19 protein-coding genes and 1 tRNA gene are annotated in these 17,164 nt (G+C 61.1%); 8 read left to right on the top strand and 12 right to left on the bottom strand.

Annotated elements, in window-relative coordinates; translation table 11 throughout:
• Positions 1 to 5: 5 nt before the first annotated feature.
• The 3 genes from araH to B2V21_RS15115 form a co-directional block, all read right to left on the bottom strand.
• Positions 6 to 971 carry an L-arabinose ABC transporter permease AraH gene (araH, locus tag B2V21_RS15125; protein WP_043189427.1) on the bottom strand — a complete coding sequence of 322 codons (966 nt, stop codon included), beginning with the start codon at positions 969 to 971 and terminating at the stop codon, positions 6 to 8.
• A 21-nt stretch (positions 972 to 992) separates the two neighbouring features.
• Positions 993 to 2,492 (bottom strand): L-arabinose ABC transporter ATP-binding protein AraG, encoded by a 1,500-nt coding sequence (araG, locus tag B2V21_RS15120; protein ID WP_286917280.1) that lies wholly within the window; start codon positions 2,490 to 2,492, stop codon positions 993 to 995.
• A gap of 76 nt (positions 2,493 to 2,568) precedes the next feature.
• Positions 2,569 to 3,570: a substrate-binding domain-containing protein gene (locus B2V21_RS15115; RefSeq protein WP_049859533.1), complete on the bottom strand. Its 1,002-nt coding sequence runs from the start codon at positions 3,568 to 3,570 to the stop codon at positions 2,569 to 2,571.
• Between the two features lie 292 nt (positions 3,571 to 3,862).
• On the opposite strand from B2V21_RS15115, the gene B2V21_RS15110 reads away from it, so the two are divergent.
• Positions 3,863 to 5,014, top strand: coding sequence for an aldose epimerase family protein (locus B2V21_RS15110; RefSeq protein WP_286917279.1), 1,152 nt, complete (start codon positions 3,863 to 3,865; stop codon positions 5,012 to 5,014).
• A gap of 322 nt (positions 5,015 to 5,336) precedes the next feature.
• Positions 5,337 to 6,632 carry an MFS transporter gene (locus B2V21_RS15105; RefSeq protein WP_286917278.1) on the top strand — a complete coding sequence of 432 codons (1,296 nt, stop codon included), beginning with the start codon at positions 5,337 to 5,339 and terminating at the stop codon, positions 6,630 to 6,632.
• On the opposite strand, the gene B2V21_RS15100 is transcribed toward B2V21_RS15105, so the two are convergent.
• The 3 genes from B2V21_RS15100 to B2V21_RS15090 form a co-directional block, all read right to left on the bottom strand.
• The gene (locus B2V21_RS15100; RefSeq protein ID WP_049859530.1) at positions 6,633 to 6,902 is read right to left on the bottom strand and encodes a DUF1652 domain-containing protein; all 270 of its coding nucleotides are present in this window, start codon (positions 6,900 to 6,902) and stop codon (positions 6,633 to 6,635) included. It lies immediately after the preceding gene.
• 141 nt (positions 6,903 to 7,043) lie between these two features.
• Complete coding sequence (locus B2V21_RS15095) at positions 7,044 to 7,211, bottom strand: DUF6021 family protein (RefSeq protein ID WP_167375933.1); 168 nt, start codon at positions 7,209 to 7,211, stop codon at positions 7,044 to 7,046.
• 50 nt (positions 7,212 to 7,261) lie between these two features.
• Positions 7,262 to 7,387, bottom strand: a complete 126-nt coding sequence (locus tag B2V21_RS15090) for a hypothetical protein (protein WP_286917277.1) — start codon at positions 7,385 to 7,387, stop codon at positions 7,262 to 7,264.
• A gap of 184 nt (positions 7,388 to 7,571) precedes the next feature.
• Here B2V21_RS15090 and B2V21_RS15085 point away from each other — a divergent pair, with 184 nt between their 5' ends.
• Both B2V21_RS15085 and B2V21_RS15080 read left to right on the top strand, forming a co-directional pair.
• The gene (locus B2V21_RS15085) at positions 7,572 to 8,858 is read left to right on the top strand and encodes a DUF2254 domain-containing protein (RefSeq protein ID WP_286917276.1); all 1,287 of its coding nucleotides are present in this window, start codon (positions 7,572 to 7,574) and stop codon (positions 8,856 to 8,858) included.
• Positions 8,859 to 8,979: 121 nt separating this feature from the next.
• A complete protein-coding gene (locus tag B2V21_RS15080; RefSeq protein ID WP_286917275.1) occupies positions 8,980 to 9,519 on the top strand; it encodes a hypothetical protein in 540 nt (179 codons plus the stop codon).
• A 100-nt stretch (positions 9,520 to 9,619) separates the two neighbouring features.
• Here the strand turns inward: B2V21_RS15080 and B2V21_RS15075 are convergent, their stop codons facing one another.
• Positions 9,620 to 9,868, bottom strand: a complete 249-nt coding sequence (locus B2V21_RS15075; RefSeq protein WP_286917274.1) for a CsbD family protein — start codon at positions 9,866 to 9,868, stop codon at positions 9,620 to 9,622.
• 160 nt (positions 9,869 to 10,028) lie between these two features.
• Complete coding sequence (locus tag B2V21_RS15070; RefSeq protein WP_049859527.1) at positions 10,029 to 10,706, bottom strand: glycosyltransferase; 678 nt, start codon at positions 10,704 to 10,706, stop codon at positions 10,029 to 10,031.
• A gap of 243 nt (positions 10,707 to 10,949) precedes the next feature.
• On the opposite strand from B2V21_RS15070, the gene B2V21_RS15065 reads away from it, so the two are divergent.
• On the top strand, positions 10,950 to 11,600 hold the full coding sequence (locus tag B2V21_RS15065; RefSeq protein ID WP_286917273.1) for a DUF2238 domain-containing protein: 651 nt from the start codon (positions 10,950 to 10,952) through the stop codon (positions 11,598 to 11,600).
• A 13-nt stretch (positions 11,601 to 11,613) separates the two neighbouring features.
• On the opposite strand, the gene B2V21_RS15060 is transcribed toward B2V21_RS15065, so the two are convergent.
• A complete protein-coding gene (locus tag B2V21_RS15060) occupies positions 11,614 to 11,781 on the bottom strand; it encodes a hypothetical protein (RefSeq protein ID WP_161804286.1) in 168 nt (55 codons plus the stop codon).
• Between the two features lie 91 nt (positions 11,782 to 11,872).
• Positions 11,873 to 11,963: transfer RNA gene (locus B2V21_RS15055), tRNA-Ser, on the bottom strand.
• A 142-nt stretch (positions 11,964 to 12,105) separates the two neighbouring features.
• On the opposite strand from B2V21_RS15055, the gene B2V21_RS15050 reads away from it, so the two are divergent.
• The gene (locus B2V21_RS15050; RefSeq protein ID WP_043189407.1) at positions 12,106 to 12,777 is read left to right on the top strand and encodes a Bax inhibitor-1/YccA family protein; all 672 of its coding nucleotides are present in this window, start codon (positions 12,106 to 12,108) and stop codon (positions 12,775 to 12,777) included.
• Positions 12,778 to 12,936: 159 nt separating this feature from the next.
• The gene (locus tag B2V21_RS15045) at positions 12,937 to 14,301 is read left to right on the top strand and encodes a nucleobase:cation symporter-2 family protein (RefSeq protein WP_090358376.1); all 1,365 of its coding nucleotides are present in this window, start codon (positions 12,937 to 12,939) and stop codon (positions 14,299 to 14,301) included.
• Between the two features lie 11 nt (positions 14,302 to 14,312).
• Here B2V21_RS15045 and B2V21_RS15040 read toward each other — a convergent pair whose 3' ends face one another.
• Positions 14,313 to 15,266 (bottom strand): site-specific integrase, encoded by a 954-nt coding sequence (locus tag B2V21_RS15040; RefSeq protein WP_376787058.1) that lies wholly within the window; start codon positions 15,264 to 15,266, stop codon positions 14,313 to 14,315.
• Between the two features lie 53 nt (positions 15,267 to 15,319).
• Positions 15,320 to 15,727 (bottom strand): SRPBCC family protein, encoded by a 408-nt coding sequence (locus tag B2V21_RS15035; protein ID WP_286917272.1) that lies wholly within the window; start codon positions 15,725 to 15,727, stop codon positions 15,320 to 15,322.
• Positions 15,728 to 15,946: 219 nt separating this feature from the next.
• Here B2V21_RS15035 and B2V21_RS15030 point away from each other — a divergent pair, with 219 nt between their 5' ends.
• Positions 15,947 to 17,146: a hypothetical protein gene (locus B2V21_RS15030; protein WP_286917271.1), complete on the top strand. Its 1,200-nt coding sequence runs from the start codon at positions 15,947 to 15,949 to the stop codon at positions 17,144 to 17,146.
• Positions 17,147 to 17,164: the final 18 nt, after the last annotated feature.

Raw genomic sequence — 17,164 nt, 5'->3', positions numbered from 1 at the left:
GCAAATCAACGCCGCTTCAAACGATCGATGATCACCGCGATCAACAGGATCGTCCCGCGAATCACGTACTGATAGAACGTGTCGATGTTCTTCAGGTTCATCGCGTTCTCGATGATCGCCAGAATCAGCACCCCGGCGATCACATGGCGGATCATGCCGATCCCCCCTGCCAGCGACACCCCGCCCAGCACACACGCTGATATCACCGTCAATTCGAAGCCCTGGCCGATCATCGGCTGGCCCGAGGTCATGCGCGACGCCAGTACCACCCCTGCCAACGCACCGATCACGCCATGTACGGCGAAGATGATGATTTTGGTGCGGTCCACATGCACGCCGGCCAGCAAGGCAGCTTCCTGGTTGCCGCCGATGGCCATGGTGTTGCGGCCATAGGTGGTGTAGTTGAGCAGCCAGCCGAAGAAGATGAAGCAGACGATGGTGATCAGAATCGGCACCGGCACGCCCAGCAACTGGCCGTTGCCGAAGACGAAGAAGTCCTCCTGCATCACGCCGACCGCTTTGCCGTTGGAAAAGATATAGGCCAGCCCGCGCACGATCTGCATGGTGGCCAGGGTCGCGATCAGTGCATTGATGCGCAGCTTGGCAATGACGATGCCGTTGATCAGACCGACGATCAGCCCCATCAACAGGGCCGCGCCAACGCCCAGCAGCACGCTGTCGGTGTCACGCATGACCACCGCCGCAATGACCCCTGCGCAGGCGATCACCGAACCCACGGACAGGTCGAAGTGCCCCGACGCCAGGCAGTAGAGCATGGTGCAGGCGGCGATGCCGGTGGTGGAAATGGCCAGCCCGAGCCCGCGCATGTTCAGCGGCGAGAGAAAATTGTCGATGAACATCGTGCACAGCACGAAAATCGCCAGCGCCGCGAGCAGCATGACCCACTCGTCCAGAAAGCGACGCAGGTTGAGGCCTTGGCGGGGCGCCGGCAGCGTGTTTTGCGTAGACATATGCACCTCTATTGTTATTGTTCAGCCGCGAGTGCGCGGCAGTGCCAATTGCAGCAACCTGGATTCCTGCGCCTCTTCGCGCAGGACTTCGCCGGTCAGCGCACCTTCGCTCATCACCAGGATGCGATCGCTGATGCCGATCACCTCCATCAGGTCGCTGGACACCACGATCACCGCGATGCCGTCGGCGGCCAGCCCATGAATGATCTGGTAGATCTCGGCCTTGGCGCCGATGTCGATGCCGCGCGTGGGCTCGTCGAGCAGCAACACTTTCATTGGCATCGACAGCCATCGGCCGAGAATGGCCTTCTGCTGATTGCCGCCTGAGAGGTACATGATCGGCTGCTCGGCAGACGGGGTCTTGATGTTCAGCGCCTTGATCTGGCGCGCGGCGTTTTCCTTCTCCCACGGGCCCTGCACCAGGCAGCCCAGTGTGAGATGGCGGTCGCGGGCACCGATGTTGATGTTCTCGGCAACGCTGGCCAGCGGCACGATGCCTTCCTTCTTGCGGTCTTCGGGACACAGCAGAATGCCCGCGGCGATGGCGTCCCGTGGGTTGGCCAGGGTCAGCGCGCGGCCGTCCAGGGTCAGGCTGCCGGCCTTGCTCGTCGCCAATCCGGACAGCAGCCGCAGAAGCTCGGTGCGGCCTGCACCCACCAGACCGAAGAAACCCAGTACCTCGCCTTTGGCAACATTGAAGCTGATCGGCTCCTGCAACCCTGGGCCCAGCAAACCCTCGACACGCAGTGCCTCGCCCTGGTGAGGACGGGCACGATAGTTGTAGATGTCCTGGATATCGCGGCCGACCATGCAGGTCACCAACTGGTCATGGGTCAGCTGGGCCATGTCGTCGAAGGTGCGCACGTAGCGCCCGTCCTTGAACACCGTCACCGCGTCGCAGATGCGGAATATCTCTTCCATGCGATGGGACACGTACAGCACCACCCTGCCCTCGTCGCGCAGCTTGGCAATGATCGCCATCAGCCGATCGATCTCTCGCGCCGAAAGGCTACTGGTCGGTTCGTCGAAGGCAATCACATGGGCATTGCGCGACATGGCCTTGGCGATCTCCACCAACTGCCGCTGCCCCAGCGACAGACTGCCCAGCCGCTGGCGCGGATCGATCTCGTCGGCCAGCCCGGCCAGCAATTCGCTCGCCCTGCGCAGCATGGCGCCGCGATCGATCAAGCCGAACCGCGACGGCATGTGCCCAAGCAACAGGTTCTCGGCAACGCTCATTTCCGGCACCAGATGCAGTTCCTGGTGGATCACCGCCACGCCACTGCCGATGCTTTCTGCTGCCGATTTGAAGGCCATGGTCTGGCTGCCGATCTGCAGGCTACCAACACTGGGCTGATAGGCGCCGCCAAGAATCTTCAGCAAAGTGGACTTGCCGGCACCGTTCTCGCCCATCAGGGCATGCACACTGCCGGGGCGAACTTCGAAGCTGATGTCCGACAGGGCGCGCACGCCTGGAAAATTCTTGCCGATACCGTTGAAACGCAATGACTCTACACGCATGGATACCACTCCAGAGCAGGCATCACGGCAGGCCGTGAAGAAGCGGCCTCTGCCGGGGCAGAGGCCATGGGTCAGATCAGTTCCACAAACCGATCTTTTCCAGTTCCTGCTTGAAGTTCTCGCGCGTGATCAAGGTCACGTCATCCATGGCGGTGTATTTGGGCGGTTCTTTGCCGGTGGTGACCCACTCGAACATCATGCTCGCCGTGTTGTAGCCCTCGGTATGGGGGCTGGGCAGCATCGAGCCGAAGAAGCCGCTATTGGCCTTCTTCAGTTCACCGATGGCATCGGTGCCATTGATGCCGATACCGATCACGTTGGCAGCGGCGAACCCGGCGCTTTCGGTGGCGCGCACGCCGCCCAGCACGGTGTTGTCGTTCATGCCGCCGATGATCAGGTTCTTGGCGCCAGCCGGCAGCTTGACCAGGGTCGAATTGGTGGCGTCCATGCTGCCCGGCACGTCGAGGGTCTTCTGCGGGGCGAAAAGAATATGGTCAGTCGGCAGACCAGCAGCCTGCAAGGCCTTCACGGAACCGTCGGTGCGCTTCTTGCCGGTGTCCAATTCGTTGTAGGTGTTGATGATCGCGTAGGTGTCTTTCCAGTCCCAGCCGCGCTTCTTGGCTTCGCCGGCCATGGCCATGCCTTGTTTCTCACCCACCTCGAAGGCCGCCATACCCAGGTAAGGCACATCTTCCATGAACTGACCCTTGGCATCGACGAAGCGATCGTCGACGGCCATTACCTTCATGTCGTTGAGCTTGGCCTTGGCGACGATGGCAGGGCCCAGCGCCACATCCGGCGGGCAGATGACGAAGCCCTTGACGCCGTTGGCGGCCAGGCTGTCGATAGCGGAAAGGGTTTTCTCGCCGTCGGGCACGGCGATCTTGATGACCTTGAAGCCTTTGTCCTTGCCGGCTTTTTCGGCGAAGGCCCACTCGGTCTGGAACCAGGGCTCTTCAGCCTGCTTGACCAGGAAGCCGATCTTGACCTCTTCGGCCCAGGAAGCCGCTGGGCCTGCGAACATCGCGGCGGTCAGGGCGGCACAGCACAGGGAACGGATCCCGTGACGACTCAACATAGCTAACTCCTTATTTTTATTGAATAGCTACAGCGTCCAGCAACATCAGCGAATAGTCATACCATATATCAGGATGTCCATTTGTAACGTAACGTCACGTTTATGCCGTCGACGGCGGCGTGTCGTCGATCCTGTCAGAAATGACACCACGATCGATCTGCCAAATAGTATTACCATTTATTTTTACGGACGTCGAATTTCAGCTATACCTGCCAGTGCAGCCATCGCCGGAGCCCGGTTGTCCAAGCCCGGGATCCAGCCATTTCCTATAAAAAACTACGGAACGCCTTACATGCCTATTCATCAAAAACTGCTCAGCGCCATTGGATTGACCCTCATGACTGCTTCCATTTCTGCCCACGCGGCAGGCTTGACTTCGACCCGCGAAAGCTTCGGCGCGCTGCCCGACGGCACGCCGCTGGAAAAGATCACCCTGAGCAACAGCCATGGTATGAAAGCCAGCATCATCACCTACGGCGCGACCTTGCAGGCGCTGCATGTGCCTGACAAAAAGGGCGAGGTTGCGGATGTGGTACTGGGCTTCGATGACATCAAGGGCTACCAGGCCAACCCCACCGTGTATTTCGGCGCCACCATCGGCCGCTTCGGCAACCGGCTGGCCGACGGCAAGTTCAGCCTGGATGGGCAGACCTATTCGGTGCCGCTCAATGACAAGAGCAATGCACTGCACGGCGGCACACGCGGATTCGACAAGCACGTCTGGGCCGTCGAAGCCAAACAGGATGGCGACCGTGTCGCTGCGACCTTCACCTATCGCTCGCCCGACGGCGACATGGGCTTCCCCGGCACACTGGCGACCGAAGTCACCTACAGCCTGAACGAGCGCAACGAGCTGCGCGTGGAGTACAAGGCCACGACCGACAAGCCGACCGTGCTCAACCTGACCAACCACAGCTATTTCAACCTGGCCGGCGCCGGCAGCGGCGATGTGCTCAAGCAGGTTGCAACCCTGCATGCGAGCCGCTACACACCGGTCACGGCGAAGTTGATCCCCACCGGCGAGCTGGCGCCGGTGAAAGGCACGCCGATGGATTTCCTGGCGCCTACTGCCATTGGCAAGAACATCCAGGCCAAGCATGAGCAATTGACGTTCGCCGAGCCCAAACAGGGTGGCTTCGATTTCAACTGGGTACTGGACACCGAAGGCGACCTGAAGCGCGAAGCGGCGAAGGTGACCGACCCGGCATCGGGTCGTACCCTGACCCTGTACACCACTGAACCGGGTGTGCAGTTCTACACCAGCAACTTCCTCGACGGCACGGTTCGCGGCAAAGGCGGCAAGCTGTACCCGCACTGGGGCGCTTTCACTCTGGAAACGCAACACTTCCCCGATGCGCCCAACCAGCCCAACTTTGCCAGCACCCGCCTGAATCCCGGCCAGACCTACACCCCGACCACGGTGTTTGCGTTTTCAGCGGAGTGATTGCCCGTTCGCGGCCGCGGATCGTGGCCGCATTTTCGCTGGGCAAAAAAAACCACCGCACTGACGTGAGGTGGCTGAAAATTAACCAAAGAGAGTCGAAGCAGAGCACTTGGCCAGTCGCCATGCGGGGGGAAGAATCAGCGCCTGGCCCTGTATTCATCTTCGACAGCAAAGATACCAGCCGAAACAACCCGCCACTATTGCGTTCGTCAATAGTCATTATCGACATATCGAGCGCACCTTTTGTAATCACCATCGCGACTGCATCTGCACACCCCCGACATCATCACGTACACTCGATTGCGTTAACATCTTGAAACGTATGCGCTCATCGCGTGACCCATTGACTGGCACAAGAACGTCGACTTTGAAACGCACCTCTACCGCTATCTTTTCCCAGCCCGGTTTCCGCGCTTTCCTCATGGTGCGCCTTGCGGCCATGTTCGCCATGCAGATCCAGGCGATCGTCGTCGCCTGGCACATGTACGACATGACCCGCCACCCGTTGACCCTGGCCTATGTCGGCCTGGCTCAGTTCATCCCCATGGTGCTGTTGCTGTTGCCAGCGGGCGATCTGCTGGACCGCTTCGATCGACGCCGGATTCTGCAGATCAGTTGGGGGGTGTCCGTGCTCTCCTCGGCCGCCTTGCTGTGGCTGGCCCTGACTGAAACCGTCGACACCTGGCCGTACTATGTCGCGCTGTTCGTGTTCGGCTGCACCCGTGCCTTCACCGGGCCGGCGGTGCAAAGCTTGCTGCCGCAGATCGTTGCCCGCGAACACCTGGCCCAGGCCATCGCCACCAACAGCATGATCATGAAAGTGGCGGTGATCGCCGGCCCATTGCTGGGCGGGCTGTTGTATGCCGCTATCGGCGGCTGGACGTTCGGCGTCTGCCTGCTGGGTTTCGCGATCGGTGTCCTGCTGTTGCAGTGGGTACCCAGCGTGTGCATCGTTCGCCCGGTCGACGATCAGACCACTGCAGTAAGTCGCTTCACCGCCGGTATCCGCTTCATCACCTCACGCCCCATCATTCTCGGTGCCATCTCTCTGGACCTGTTCGCAGTGCTGCTGGGTGGCGTCGTCGCCTTGCTGCCGATCTATGCCGCCGAAATCCTGCATGTGGGCCCGGCCGGGCTTGGTCTGTTGCGCAGCGCCATCGCACTGGGCGAGTTGGGCATGGGCTTCTATTTGAGCATCCGGCCGCTCAATGCGCGCATGGGCCAGCGCATGTTCCTGGCAGTGGCGGTGTTCGGTGTGGCCAACCTGGTGTTCGCCTTGTCGACCTGGTTCTGGGTGTCCTGCGCGGCACTGTTCGTCGCGGGTGCAGCGGACATGATCAGTGTGTACATCCGCTCTTCGTTGATCCAGTTCGCCACCCCCGATGACATGCGCGGACGGGTCAGCGCGGTCAACATGCTGTTCATCGGCTCTTCGAACGAGTTGGGCGAGTTTCGCGCCGGCGTCAGTGCTACCGCGCTGGGCACCGTTCCAGCGGCGTTGTTCGGCGCCATCAGCACATTAGTGATCGTGGGGCTGTGGACCCGCTTGTTCAGGCCGCTCTGGACCATCGAGAACAACGAGCAGGCCCTGCCGGAACGTCAGAAGCAGCCAGGCTGATCAAGGCCTGGCGGCACCGCGCGGGGCGTTGCTGCGGAACCACTCTTGATTGGCTTTGAGCTCGGCACGCAGTTGGGCGACGAGTTCCGCGATGGCGCGGCTGTTGGACAGCGGCTGGGTATTCACGCCTACCATCAGCAGGTCGACCTGCCCACTGGCCGGGTCCGATACCTCGACCGTCATGGTGCCGCCGGGATTCAACGTGCAATGACAGCACAGCGGGGCAAAGCTGGCTTCGACAATGCGGCGCATTTCGTTGGTGGGAATCATGTCGCGGTTCTCCTGGCAATGTCATGACTGGAGACTTGTCGCAGCGGGTGTGCGCCGTCACGGGACTTGGAAGGCGCAGACACGCTTCACGCGTGGTCACGGCAGGCACACGGCGAGCGCTGCCTGCACAGGCTAACAGAGTCAGTCCTTGGTGCCATAGGGCGGATACGCGTCTGTGTCACCCGTCTCGTCGGATTGCTCGCTTTCAGGCTTCTTAGCAGGCTTGGGCGGATCGATCTGCGGATCGGCCAGATCGGGTGAGTCCGGGTCGAAACCCAGGTCGTCGTCGGGCTTGGTGTCGTTGCTCATAAATGCTCCGGTCGTGGGTGTGCCAATCGGTGGGATGCCTCGGTGCAGCCTCAGGCCACCCCTGGTGGAATCCCGTCCTTGTTGAAGTCCTTGAGCCGCTCCTTTTCTTCCGGTGTGGAATGGGCAGGCGTCTGGTCCTCGGTGTCATCGGCGGGCGGTTGCTTGTCATCGGCCATGATCGGTTCCTGTCGGTGAGGGGTTCAAGACTGTGAGCCTGCGGACCGATCGTGGGTTCCGTCCAATGTCACAGCGGTGTGACTGACGCATCGGCAGCATGAAACTTTCACCGAGGTCAGGGACTCAATGTGCAGCCGCGCCTCTACGAGCGCTGCAGGCATATGACTACCCGAGGAATACACGATGATCGCTCGCTGGCGCTGGGCCCTGGGTCAGATGACCAAACGCTTGTGGTTTCGCGCGAGCCTGTTTTCCCTCGCGGGCATTGCCACGGCGCTGATCGCCATCGTCTTCAAGGATTTCGTTCCCGCCGACCTGCCGACGCGGATCGGCGCCGACTCGGTCGACAAGATCCTGGCAATCATCGCCTCCAGCATGCTCGCGGTGACCACCTTTTCGCTCAGCACCATGGTCAGTGCCTACAGTGCCGCCAGCAGCGGCGTGACGCCTCGGGCGACCTCACTGGTCATGGAGGACACAACCACCCAGAACGCCTTGGCGACCTTCATCGGCTCCTTCCTGTTCAGCCTGGTCGGCATCATCGCCTTGAGCACCGGAGCCTATGGCGCGCAAGGGCGGGTGGTGCTGTTCGCCGTCACCATCGTCATGATCATCCTGATCGTCTACACCCTGCTGCGCTGGATCGATCACCTGTCGAAGCTCGGCCGCGTCGGCGAGACCATCGACCGTGTCGAAGCCGCGGCGCTGCAATCACTGAAGAACCGCGCGCAATGGCCATACATGGGCGCTGCGCCCTACCCTGTCGACCAGGCCCTGACAACGGCCGGTCATAGCGTGCGCAGTGATCAGACCGGCTACGTCCAGCACATCGACGTCGCCGCGCTCGGCGTCCTGGCCGAGAAGCACGGGCTGCGCATCTATGTGGAAGTGCTGCCCGGCGCATTCCTGCATCTGGGTGCGCCAATCGCCCGACTCGTGAGCGACGAGGGTGCTCAAACCGGGACCACCGAAGCGCTCGCACCGGCCATCCGCGACGCCGTGACCGTCGGCCTGCGCCGCAGTTTCGAGCAGGACCCGCGCTTCGGCATTTCGGTGTTGGCAGAAATCGCGTCACGCGCATTGTCGCCGGCCACCAACGACTCGGGCACGGTGATCGACGTGATCGGCCGCGGAGTCAGGTGCCTGACCGCCTGGCACGTTCACGGCGCAGTTGAGCACCAACCATCCGAGATCAACGCCAGTTGCCAACGCGTCTATGTACACGGCTTGCTGATGGCCGACCTGTTCGATGACTTTTTCACCTTGGTAGCACGCGACGGCGCCGGGCTTCTGGAAGTCGACATTCGCATGATCAAGGCGCTGATCAGCCTGAACGACATCAGCCCCGACGTGTTCGGCGCGCAATGCCGCCTGCACGCTCAGTGGCTGCTGAAACGAGCAGAACTCGCCCTCACGCTGGATGAAGAAAAACAACGATTGCATACCCTGGCCAAGCCGTTGCTTGACTGAACACGCCGTTCTCATGCCCCGTGCAATCCGCTAGACCCATGCCCCTGAACTTGTCCCGCACATCAGGGGCCTTAGTTGACACTGCACCTGCAGACAACGGCTGTTCAAACAGGAATCGATGATGAAGATAGCTTGCCTGGCGTGGGGATCACTCGTCTGGAAGCCCGGGGTATTACCGGTCTGCAGTCCGTGGCATGAAGATGGTCCGTCTTTTCCCATCGAGCTTTGCAGAGTGGGAGATGGCGGTGAGCTGGCCACGGCAATCTGCCTGAATGCACCCGCACGTCCCGCGCTTTGGGCCCTGCTGGACAGCGCCAGCCTCGAGCACGCCTGCGAGGCGCTGCGTGAACGTGAACAGATCCCGCGCACCCGCGACGACGGAATTGGCACTTTCCTCCGCAGCAAAACGGATATGGGTGTGATTGCCAGATGGGCTCAAGTAAAAGAAGTGGACGCAGTGATCTGGACCGCCCTTCCTCCCCGCTTCGCTGGAATCGAGGCACGGGCGCCCACCGTGGATAACGTGATCGGCTATCTAACGGGATTGACAGGGGAAGTCAGGGAACACGCAAGAGAATACATAGAACGACTGCCGCAACAAATCAATACGCCTTATCGAGAAGCAATCGAGAACTCGCTGGGCTGGAAAAGACAGATATAAGAGGAAGAACATAGCCGCATTATTGCGGCACTTCCCGACCGTTCGACCGGCACCGAGCCTGGCGTCGAACGATCTGGAAGAAGCAGTGCTACACGACAGATCAGCGACGCAGGAAGCGGCTAACCAGTACGAACACGGCGGCGCCGATGGCCAACGAAGCGCCTGGCTTTTCCTTGACGAAAGCGGACACATTGTTCAAAGCGTCGCCATAGGTCTTGGTCAGTTGGCCAGCCGCTTCGCGACCTGCGCCTTCGGCTTGCAGGGAATGGTCACCGACCAGTTTGCCGACGGCACCTTGAGCCTTGCCAGCAATCTTCTCTGCTACGCCTTCGATCTGTTCGCTTTTCATGTTAGTCCCACCTTGATCAATATTGAGTGACAGTATTTAAAGTATGTAAGCGGAAAAGCTACGTACTTATTGCATCATCTTAGGGCGTTGCGTCCTGCAAATAGTTCCAACGCTATTTTCTACTTTCATCATTGAAAGATTCTTGCGGACAATCCTCGTGTCAGGGACTCACGGCTTCGAGTGGCGCACTGATCGACAGCGATCGCAGGTAATCGCCGAATCCTTCGCGGCAACGGCAATCCAGACGTGCGCTGGTGGTCACGCAATTCATGGAAGTCCAGGTGATCGAAGCACCTGCCTCGTTCAGGTCCGCTACCAGATGGACGTCTTCGTGGGCTTTCAAAGGTTTGAAACCGCCCACCTGACGGTACGCCCGAGCGCTGACACCCATGTTGGCGCCGTGCACGTGCTTGTGGCCTTCGACGGGGGTATAGAGCGCGTCGTAGCGGGTGCGAACTTCTTCGGCGTGCAGCGACCAGTCATCGATCCGGACCGTGCCGCACACCGCGTCGGTCCGAAAGCGCAGCTGATCCACCAACCAAGTGGCGGGTACCACGGTATCCGCGTCGGTGAACGCGAGCCAGCGCGCGCCCTGCCCCAGCATCAGCTCGGCGCCCGCAGCACGGGTGCGACCGACATTGCAGTGGGATACGTCCAGGCTTTGCACCGGATAGCGGCTGACCACCCGTTGAGTCCCGTCGGTGCATTGATCCAGCACGATGACTACGCAGACCTCTTCACCTGCCAAAGCCGGATGCTCACCCGCAATCAGCAACGACTCGATGCATTGGGCAACCACTGCTTCTTCATTATGGGCTGGGACAATGATTCCGATCATGGACAATACCTGTCGTGGGGAGGCCGGCATCCGGCGGCTGTAAGTCTCTTGACCTATCTATCGCGCGTTCGTTGCAGATAGATACGACGGGTGGTAGTACGCTAAATGTTCATTCTTTTTTATCACTCGAACGCTTCCAGCCTATTTCCGTTGATTGCCGGTCACAGGCAGTCACAAGACCGAGCGAATTAATGGGAGGCCAGGGGATCAACCGAATCAGTCACCTTGATGAGGCAAGCAGCGATGAACACTCGAACGACCGGCGTGGGCTACCTGCACTGCATTGTGCTGCTGGCCCTGATCGTCTCGGGCTGGCAGCCAGTGGACCGGCAGACCTGGCTGATCGAAAACATCCTGGTACTGGTGGGGGCCATGGCCGTGTGGACCACTCGAAAGCAGTTTTACTGGAGCCGTCGATCGTGGATCATGGTGATCGGGTTCTTGTGCCTGCATGAGGTGGGCACGCACTTCACCTATCCCGAGGTGCCCTACAACTCGGCGGTCTATCTGATCAGCGGTATGGACGTGAATGCCGCGTTCGGCTGGGAGCGCAATCAATACGATCGCTTCGTCCACCTGGCCTATGGACTGCTGCTGAGCTTGCCGCTGCGGGAAATCGTCAGCGAAAAATGTCATTTGAAGGGTGCATGGGCGTCGCTGATCGCCTGGTCGCTGGTGCTCTCGACCTCGATGCTCTACGAACTGATGGAGTGGGCTGGGGCTACGTACGCAGGCGGTGGCGACTCGGCCTTCGTCGGCGCTCAGGGCGATGTCTGGGATGCTCAGAAGGACATGGCGGTGGCCGCTGCGGGTTCGCTGGTGGTGTTGATCTGTCGCGGCCACGCCTTGCGCGACAAGGTTTCGGCACTGCGCGGCCGCCTGACGCCGAACTGATCCGGCGCAACGGTCAGTGCATCAGGACGTAACCCAGCATCTGCTTGGCCAGACGCCACGGCTGCCAGGCCGAGAGGTGGTCGAAGATCCTGCCGGAGTTGCCCATCACACCCATGACGGTCACGTAGACGACGCCCTTCCTGATCAATCTCGATAGCTTCTTCTTGCTGTAGCGCAACAATCAGGACACCTGCACAAGTGGGGTTCACAACGTGGCATTTCTGCAGGAGCAGAAACGAAAAAGCCCCGCCAATGCGGGGCTTCACGATGTTTGGCGGGAAACCAGGGATTCGAACCCTGGAGACGCTATTAACGTCCGCCGGTTTTCAAGACCGGTGCATTCAACCACTCTGCCAATTTCCCGATGTCTTGCTGGTTGCTTTGCGGGCGCCATAATACCGTAATGAAACACGCTGTCAAACTCTGGATAGAGCGGCTGCACAGGGGTCTGATATGATCTTTGCATCTGAACGTTTCAGACGTGTTCAATCAAAGGAGTCTCGCCATGCGCGAACAGGATTATGCAGTTAATCAAGGCTCGCAGGTGCAGCAGCTAGAAGTTAGCCGCGTCCTGCGCAACACCTACGGCTTGCTGGCCCTCACCCTGGCTTTCAGTGGTGTGATGGCCTACGTCGCGCAGCAGATGCGCGTCGGCTACCCGAACATCTTCGTCGTGCTGATCGGCTTCTACGGCCTGTTCTTCCTGACCAACAAGCTGCGTGATTCGGCCTGGGGCCTGGTGTCCACCTTCGCCCTTACCGGCTTCATGGGCTTCCTGCTCGGCCCGATCCTCAACCGTTACCTGGGCATGCAGGGCGGCGCCGAAGTGGTCAGCTCGGCATTCGCCATGACGGCGCTGGTGTTCGGCGGCCTGTCGGCCTACGTGCTGATCACCCGCAAGGACATGAGCTTCCTGGGCGGCTTCATCACCGCAGGCTTCTTCGTGCTGCTGGGTGCGGTGCTTGCGAGCTTCTTCTTCCAGATCGCCGGCCTGCAACTGGCGATCAGCGCCGGCTTCGTGCTGTTCTCGTCGGTGTGCATCCTGTTCCAGACCAGCGCGATCATCCATGGTGGCGAGCGCAACTACATCATGGCCACCATCAGCCTGTACGTGTCGATCTACAACCTCTTCGTGAGCCTGCTGCAGCTGTTCGGCATCATGGGTCGCGACGACTGATCCACCGCTGTGAAGTCGAAGCCCGCCTCGTGCGGGCTTTTTCTTGTCTGCAGCTCACAGAGTCTGCGCAAAAAACCGTTTTGCCGCGTCGACGACGCGCCGTAGAATCGCGCTCTTTTTCCAAGAGCCATCGCGCGCTCGTTTTCCGGAGCCCTTGCCATGACCGCCCCATTGCCGCCCAGCGACGAATTGATCCTGGGCCTGGAAGACCGTCCCCGGCCATTGCTGGGCCTGCTTGCCGCCCTGCAGCATCTGCTGGCGATCATCGTGCCGATCGTCACGCCGGGTCTGTTGATCTGCCAGGCGCTCGGCGTCAGTGCCCGTGACACCAACATGATCGTGTCGATGTCGCTGGTCATCTCGGGTATCGCCACGTTCGTGCAGTGCCGTCGCATCGGCCCGTTCGGCGCGGGCCTGCTGATCGTGCAAGGCACCAGCTTCAACTTCGTCGGGCCGCTGATTGCCGGTGGTGCATTGATGGTTCAACAGGGCACACCCGTAGAGGCGGTGATGGCGGCCATCTTCGGCGTGGTCATTGCCGGCTCGTTCGTGGAGATCGGGATTTCGCGGATTCTGCCCTTCGTCAAACGACTGATCACCCCCCTGGTCACCGGCATCGTGGTGTTGATGATCGGCCTGACCTTGATCAAGGTCGGGCTGATCAGCATGGGCGGCGGTTTCGGCGCCATGGCCAACGGCACCTTCGCCAACGGTGAAAACCTGATGCTGTCTGGCCTGGTACTGGCGATCATCGTAGTGCTCAATCGGATTCCGGTGACCTGGATGCGCAGTGCGGCCATCGTTATCGCATTGGCCATGGGTTACGCCCTCGCCGGCTACCTGGGTCGATTGGACTTCACCGGCATGCATCAGGCCGCGCTGTTCCAGGTGCCGATGCCTCTGCATTTCGGGCTGGGCTTCTCATGGGCATTGTTCATTCCGATGCTGGTGATCTACCTGGTGACGTCTTTGGAAGCCATCGGTGACGTGACGGCTACCAGCAAAGTGTCGCGCCAACCTGTCGAAGGTCCGCTGTGGATGCAGCGCATCAAGGGCGGCGTCCTGGTCAACGGCGTCAACTCGATGCTGGCCGGGTTGTTCAATACCTTCCCCAGCTCCATCTTCGCCCAGAACAACGGCGTGATTCAGCTCACCGGCATCGCCAGCCGACACATCGGCGTGTGGATCGCCGCGATGCTGATTCTGCTTGGCCTGTTCCCCACCGTCGCCGGAGTGATCCAGGCGGTGCCCGAGCCGGTGCTCGGCGGTGCGGCCATGGTGATGTTCGGGGCGGTAGCTGCGTCGGGTATCAATATCCTCGCCAGCGTCGACCTCGATCGCCGGGCGCTGTTGATCATCGCGGTGTCGCTGGCGCTGGGCCTGGGTGTGGCCCAGGTGCCGGAATTCCTGGCGCACATGCCGGGCGCGCTGCGCAACGTGCTGGAATCCGGCGTGGCCACCGGAGGCATCTGCGCCCTGGTGCTGAACTGGTTCCTGCCGGCCGCGCCTGCGGCTCGCCAGTAAGTCGTGCCCGCTTAGAGGTCGAAGCGGTCCACGGCACGCCGACGTTCGTTGTCGTCGCGCATGTCGTAGGCCGCCGTGGTCTGGATGTTGGTGTGGTGCGCCAGTTTCTGGGCGATCGACAGGTCGTGCTCTTCGATCACCCGAGTGATGAACGAACGGCGGAAATCGTGGGGCATGATCTTCACGCCGACCTGAGCACCGCGCTGCCGGGCGATGTAATAGATGGCGTGCTTGGTGATGCGCTCGCGCGTGATGTGCGCGCCGCGGCGGATTCGGTTGAAAAGGAAGTCGTCGTCCGCCTGACCGGCCGGCAGTTGGCTGCGGCGGAACGTCAACCAGCTCTGCAAGTGAGCAAAGGCCCAACTTGGCGCGTACTTGATCAGTTCCCTGTTGCCCTTGCCTACAACCCGCAGGCTGCGCTCGGCGAAGTCGACCTGGGTCAGGTCCAGATTGACCGACTCCGACTTGCGCATGCCTGAGCCATACAGAATCGCGATCACGGCTGCGTCGCGCAGGCCCTGGGGCCGCGGATCGCTGGCGCAGACTTCCATCAGGTCGCGGATCAGACTGCGCTTGAGGTTGCGACCATTGCCCAGGCGCGTGCCCTGCATGGGCTTGACCGAGCGGATCTTGAGCAGGTGATCCTGGTCGATCAGGCTCAGCCGCCAGGCTTCGTTCATGACGCCGCGCACAGCGTTGACGTAGAGCGAGGTGGTGTTGGGCGCATAACCGTCTTCGCGCAGCGCGGCCACCAGCGAGGTGACATGCCCCGGCTCCAGCAGATGCCAGGGGACCTCGCGGATATCGGCGTCCTCGAAGCCGAGGCGGTCGGCTGCGTCCTGCAATACATATTGCATGGTCGTACGGCTGGACGGCATCAGCCGGGCGAGGTATTGCAACAGAGGGTTTTGCAGATCAGACAAACCGTGGGGATCCTTTAGAGCGTCGTGGTGAACACCGAACATTCTAACACCCGCATCCCTGCCTGACCTGCACGCCGTCACCCGGTCGGGTTTGATCAGAAGTTGTCGCGCAGTGCCTGCAGGCCGCCTTGATAGACGCCGTCGAAGATTTCCACGGCCTCGGCGTCGGAAATACCTGCCGGGGTGAATTGACCGCCCCACTCCACGCGGCTGTTGCCAGCGTCCACTTCGATCACCTTGAGGGTGGCGAGGTAGTCGGTCACCGGGAACGGACCTTCGATGATCGAATAACTGTAGGTACGCGCGGCATTGTCGTAGCTTTCCAGGCGCTCGACGATGACCGTGCCATCCACTGTGGTCAGGTGACGCAACCGGCCGTGTTCCTGGGCCTCGCTGTGCTGGATCATCGGCAGCCACTGGGCCAGGGAATTGAACCCGGCCACCAGGTTCCAGACCTGATCGGCCGATGCCGGAATGTCGATGCTCGCTTGCGTGCTTGCCATGTCATGGCTCCTGTCGATGAGGTGGGGTACAACGGTAGCGAGGGTTCGAGTGCGCAGCAAGCCGTTAGTGCCTTCGTTCTTGCCTTCGATGGTGCCGCCAGCGCGGCCGGGGCAGCGCACCGGGCTGGGGCGCGAGCAACGGAAACATGGCGTCGAAGCGTTGTCCCATGCAAGCCAACCCGGCCTGAACCCGTTCGTCGAAGGGGCGTTTGCAGCGTCATGAGAATCATCGAAAAGACCGGCGCCCAAGTGCGCACCCTCACCCCTGCGGAGCAGCAGTTGGTGACCGAGTTCGCCGAAGGCCGCAGCGAAGGTCCGAAGCTGCTGCAGGCCAACCAGTGGCTGATGAAAGTTCGTACCCAGGGCCAGTGGCTGGCGTGCGATTGCCGGCCCGGCACGCTGCCGGTGATGAACGTGACGCTCAATAGCAGTACAGGCACCCTGTTCCTGAAGAACAACCCTGGTACGGCCGAGCACGCACCAGGCTGCCCGTTCATCCATGACGAGCGCGAAAACCCGTCGGTGCGTGGGGACGACGCGCCACTGCCTGCCGCCTGGCTCCCTCCTGACGTGCCGCTCAAGCTGATAGGTGACTTTCGCGCACCTGCTACACCGGGCGCTCCGGCGAACGCGCTGGCAGCGAGCCAGCGTCGGGAACAGCATCGGTTGCTGTCGTTGCTGCTGACCTTCATCGAAGCCTCCGGGCTCAACGTGTATGCCACGCACTTGAAGAAGGACCTGAGCCGCCAGTTCTCCGATCTGCGCGCCGTGGCCACGCGTTACCCGCTGATCGATCGGGTGCCGGCGAGCAACTATCTGGAAACCCGTATCGACATGAAGCACATGATGATGCTCAAGTCGCGCCTGAAGGATTCCACCGCGTTCATCGGCCAGCGTCGCTACGGGCTGTTGCTCGATTGCGTGGCAGATGTGGTGGGCCGCAAGGTGATCACCGACCGCAGCAGCGCCGGGTTCGACTTTCAGGGTCATCATCTTCTGTGGGGCGGGGCGCGCAGCAACGGGCCGTTGCTGGCACTGGCGCTGTACTCGCCGGCCACCGCTGGCAGTCAGTTCTACGAGATGGTCCATGTGGCCACGGTGCCGGTGCTGACCCGCGGGCATCTGTTCCCGGTGTTCCGCGACGAGGAGCGGGAGCCATTGAAGATGCTGGTGTCGCTGATCGACTGGATGGCTGGCAAGGGCGTCAAGGTGGTGATGCGCCGACCGGTGATCGGCGCCATGGTGATGGATGAGCTGGTGCTCAGTTCGGACCTGGACCGGGTGCTCTCGGTCTCGCTGATGAAGGAGCCGCTGGGTCCGGAGCCCAGCTCCGAGACCTTCAAGCGCTTGGCCGACTTCAAGAGCCTGGACACCTTCCGCAAGTACGTGGCCGGTTTCTTCATGCGCGAGCGGGATTGACCGTCGGCGGCGGATTTG

Source organism: Pseudomonas sp. UBA6276 (assembly GCF_002438365.1).
GTDB classification, from domain to species: Bacteria; Pseudomonadota; Gammaproteobacteria; order Pseudomonadales; family Pseudomonadaceae; genus Aquipseudomonas; species Aquipseudomonas coleopterorum.
Note: the sequence above shows the minus strand (reverse complement) of the source record. Positions and strands in the feature narration are given on the sequence as shown.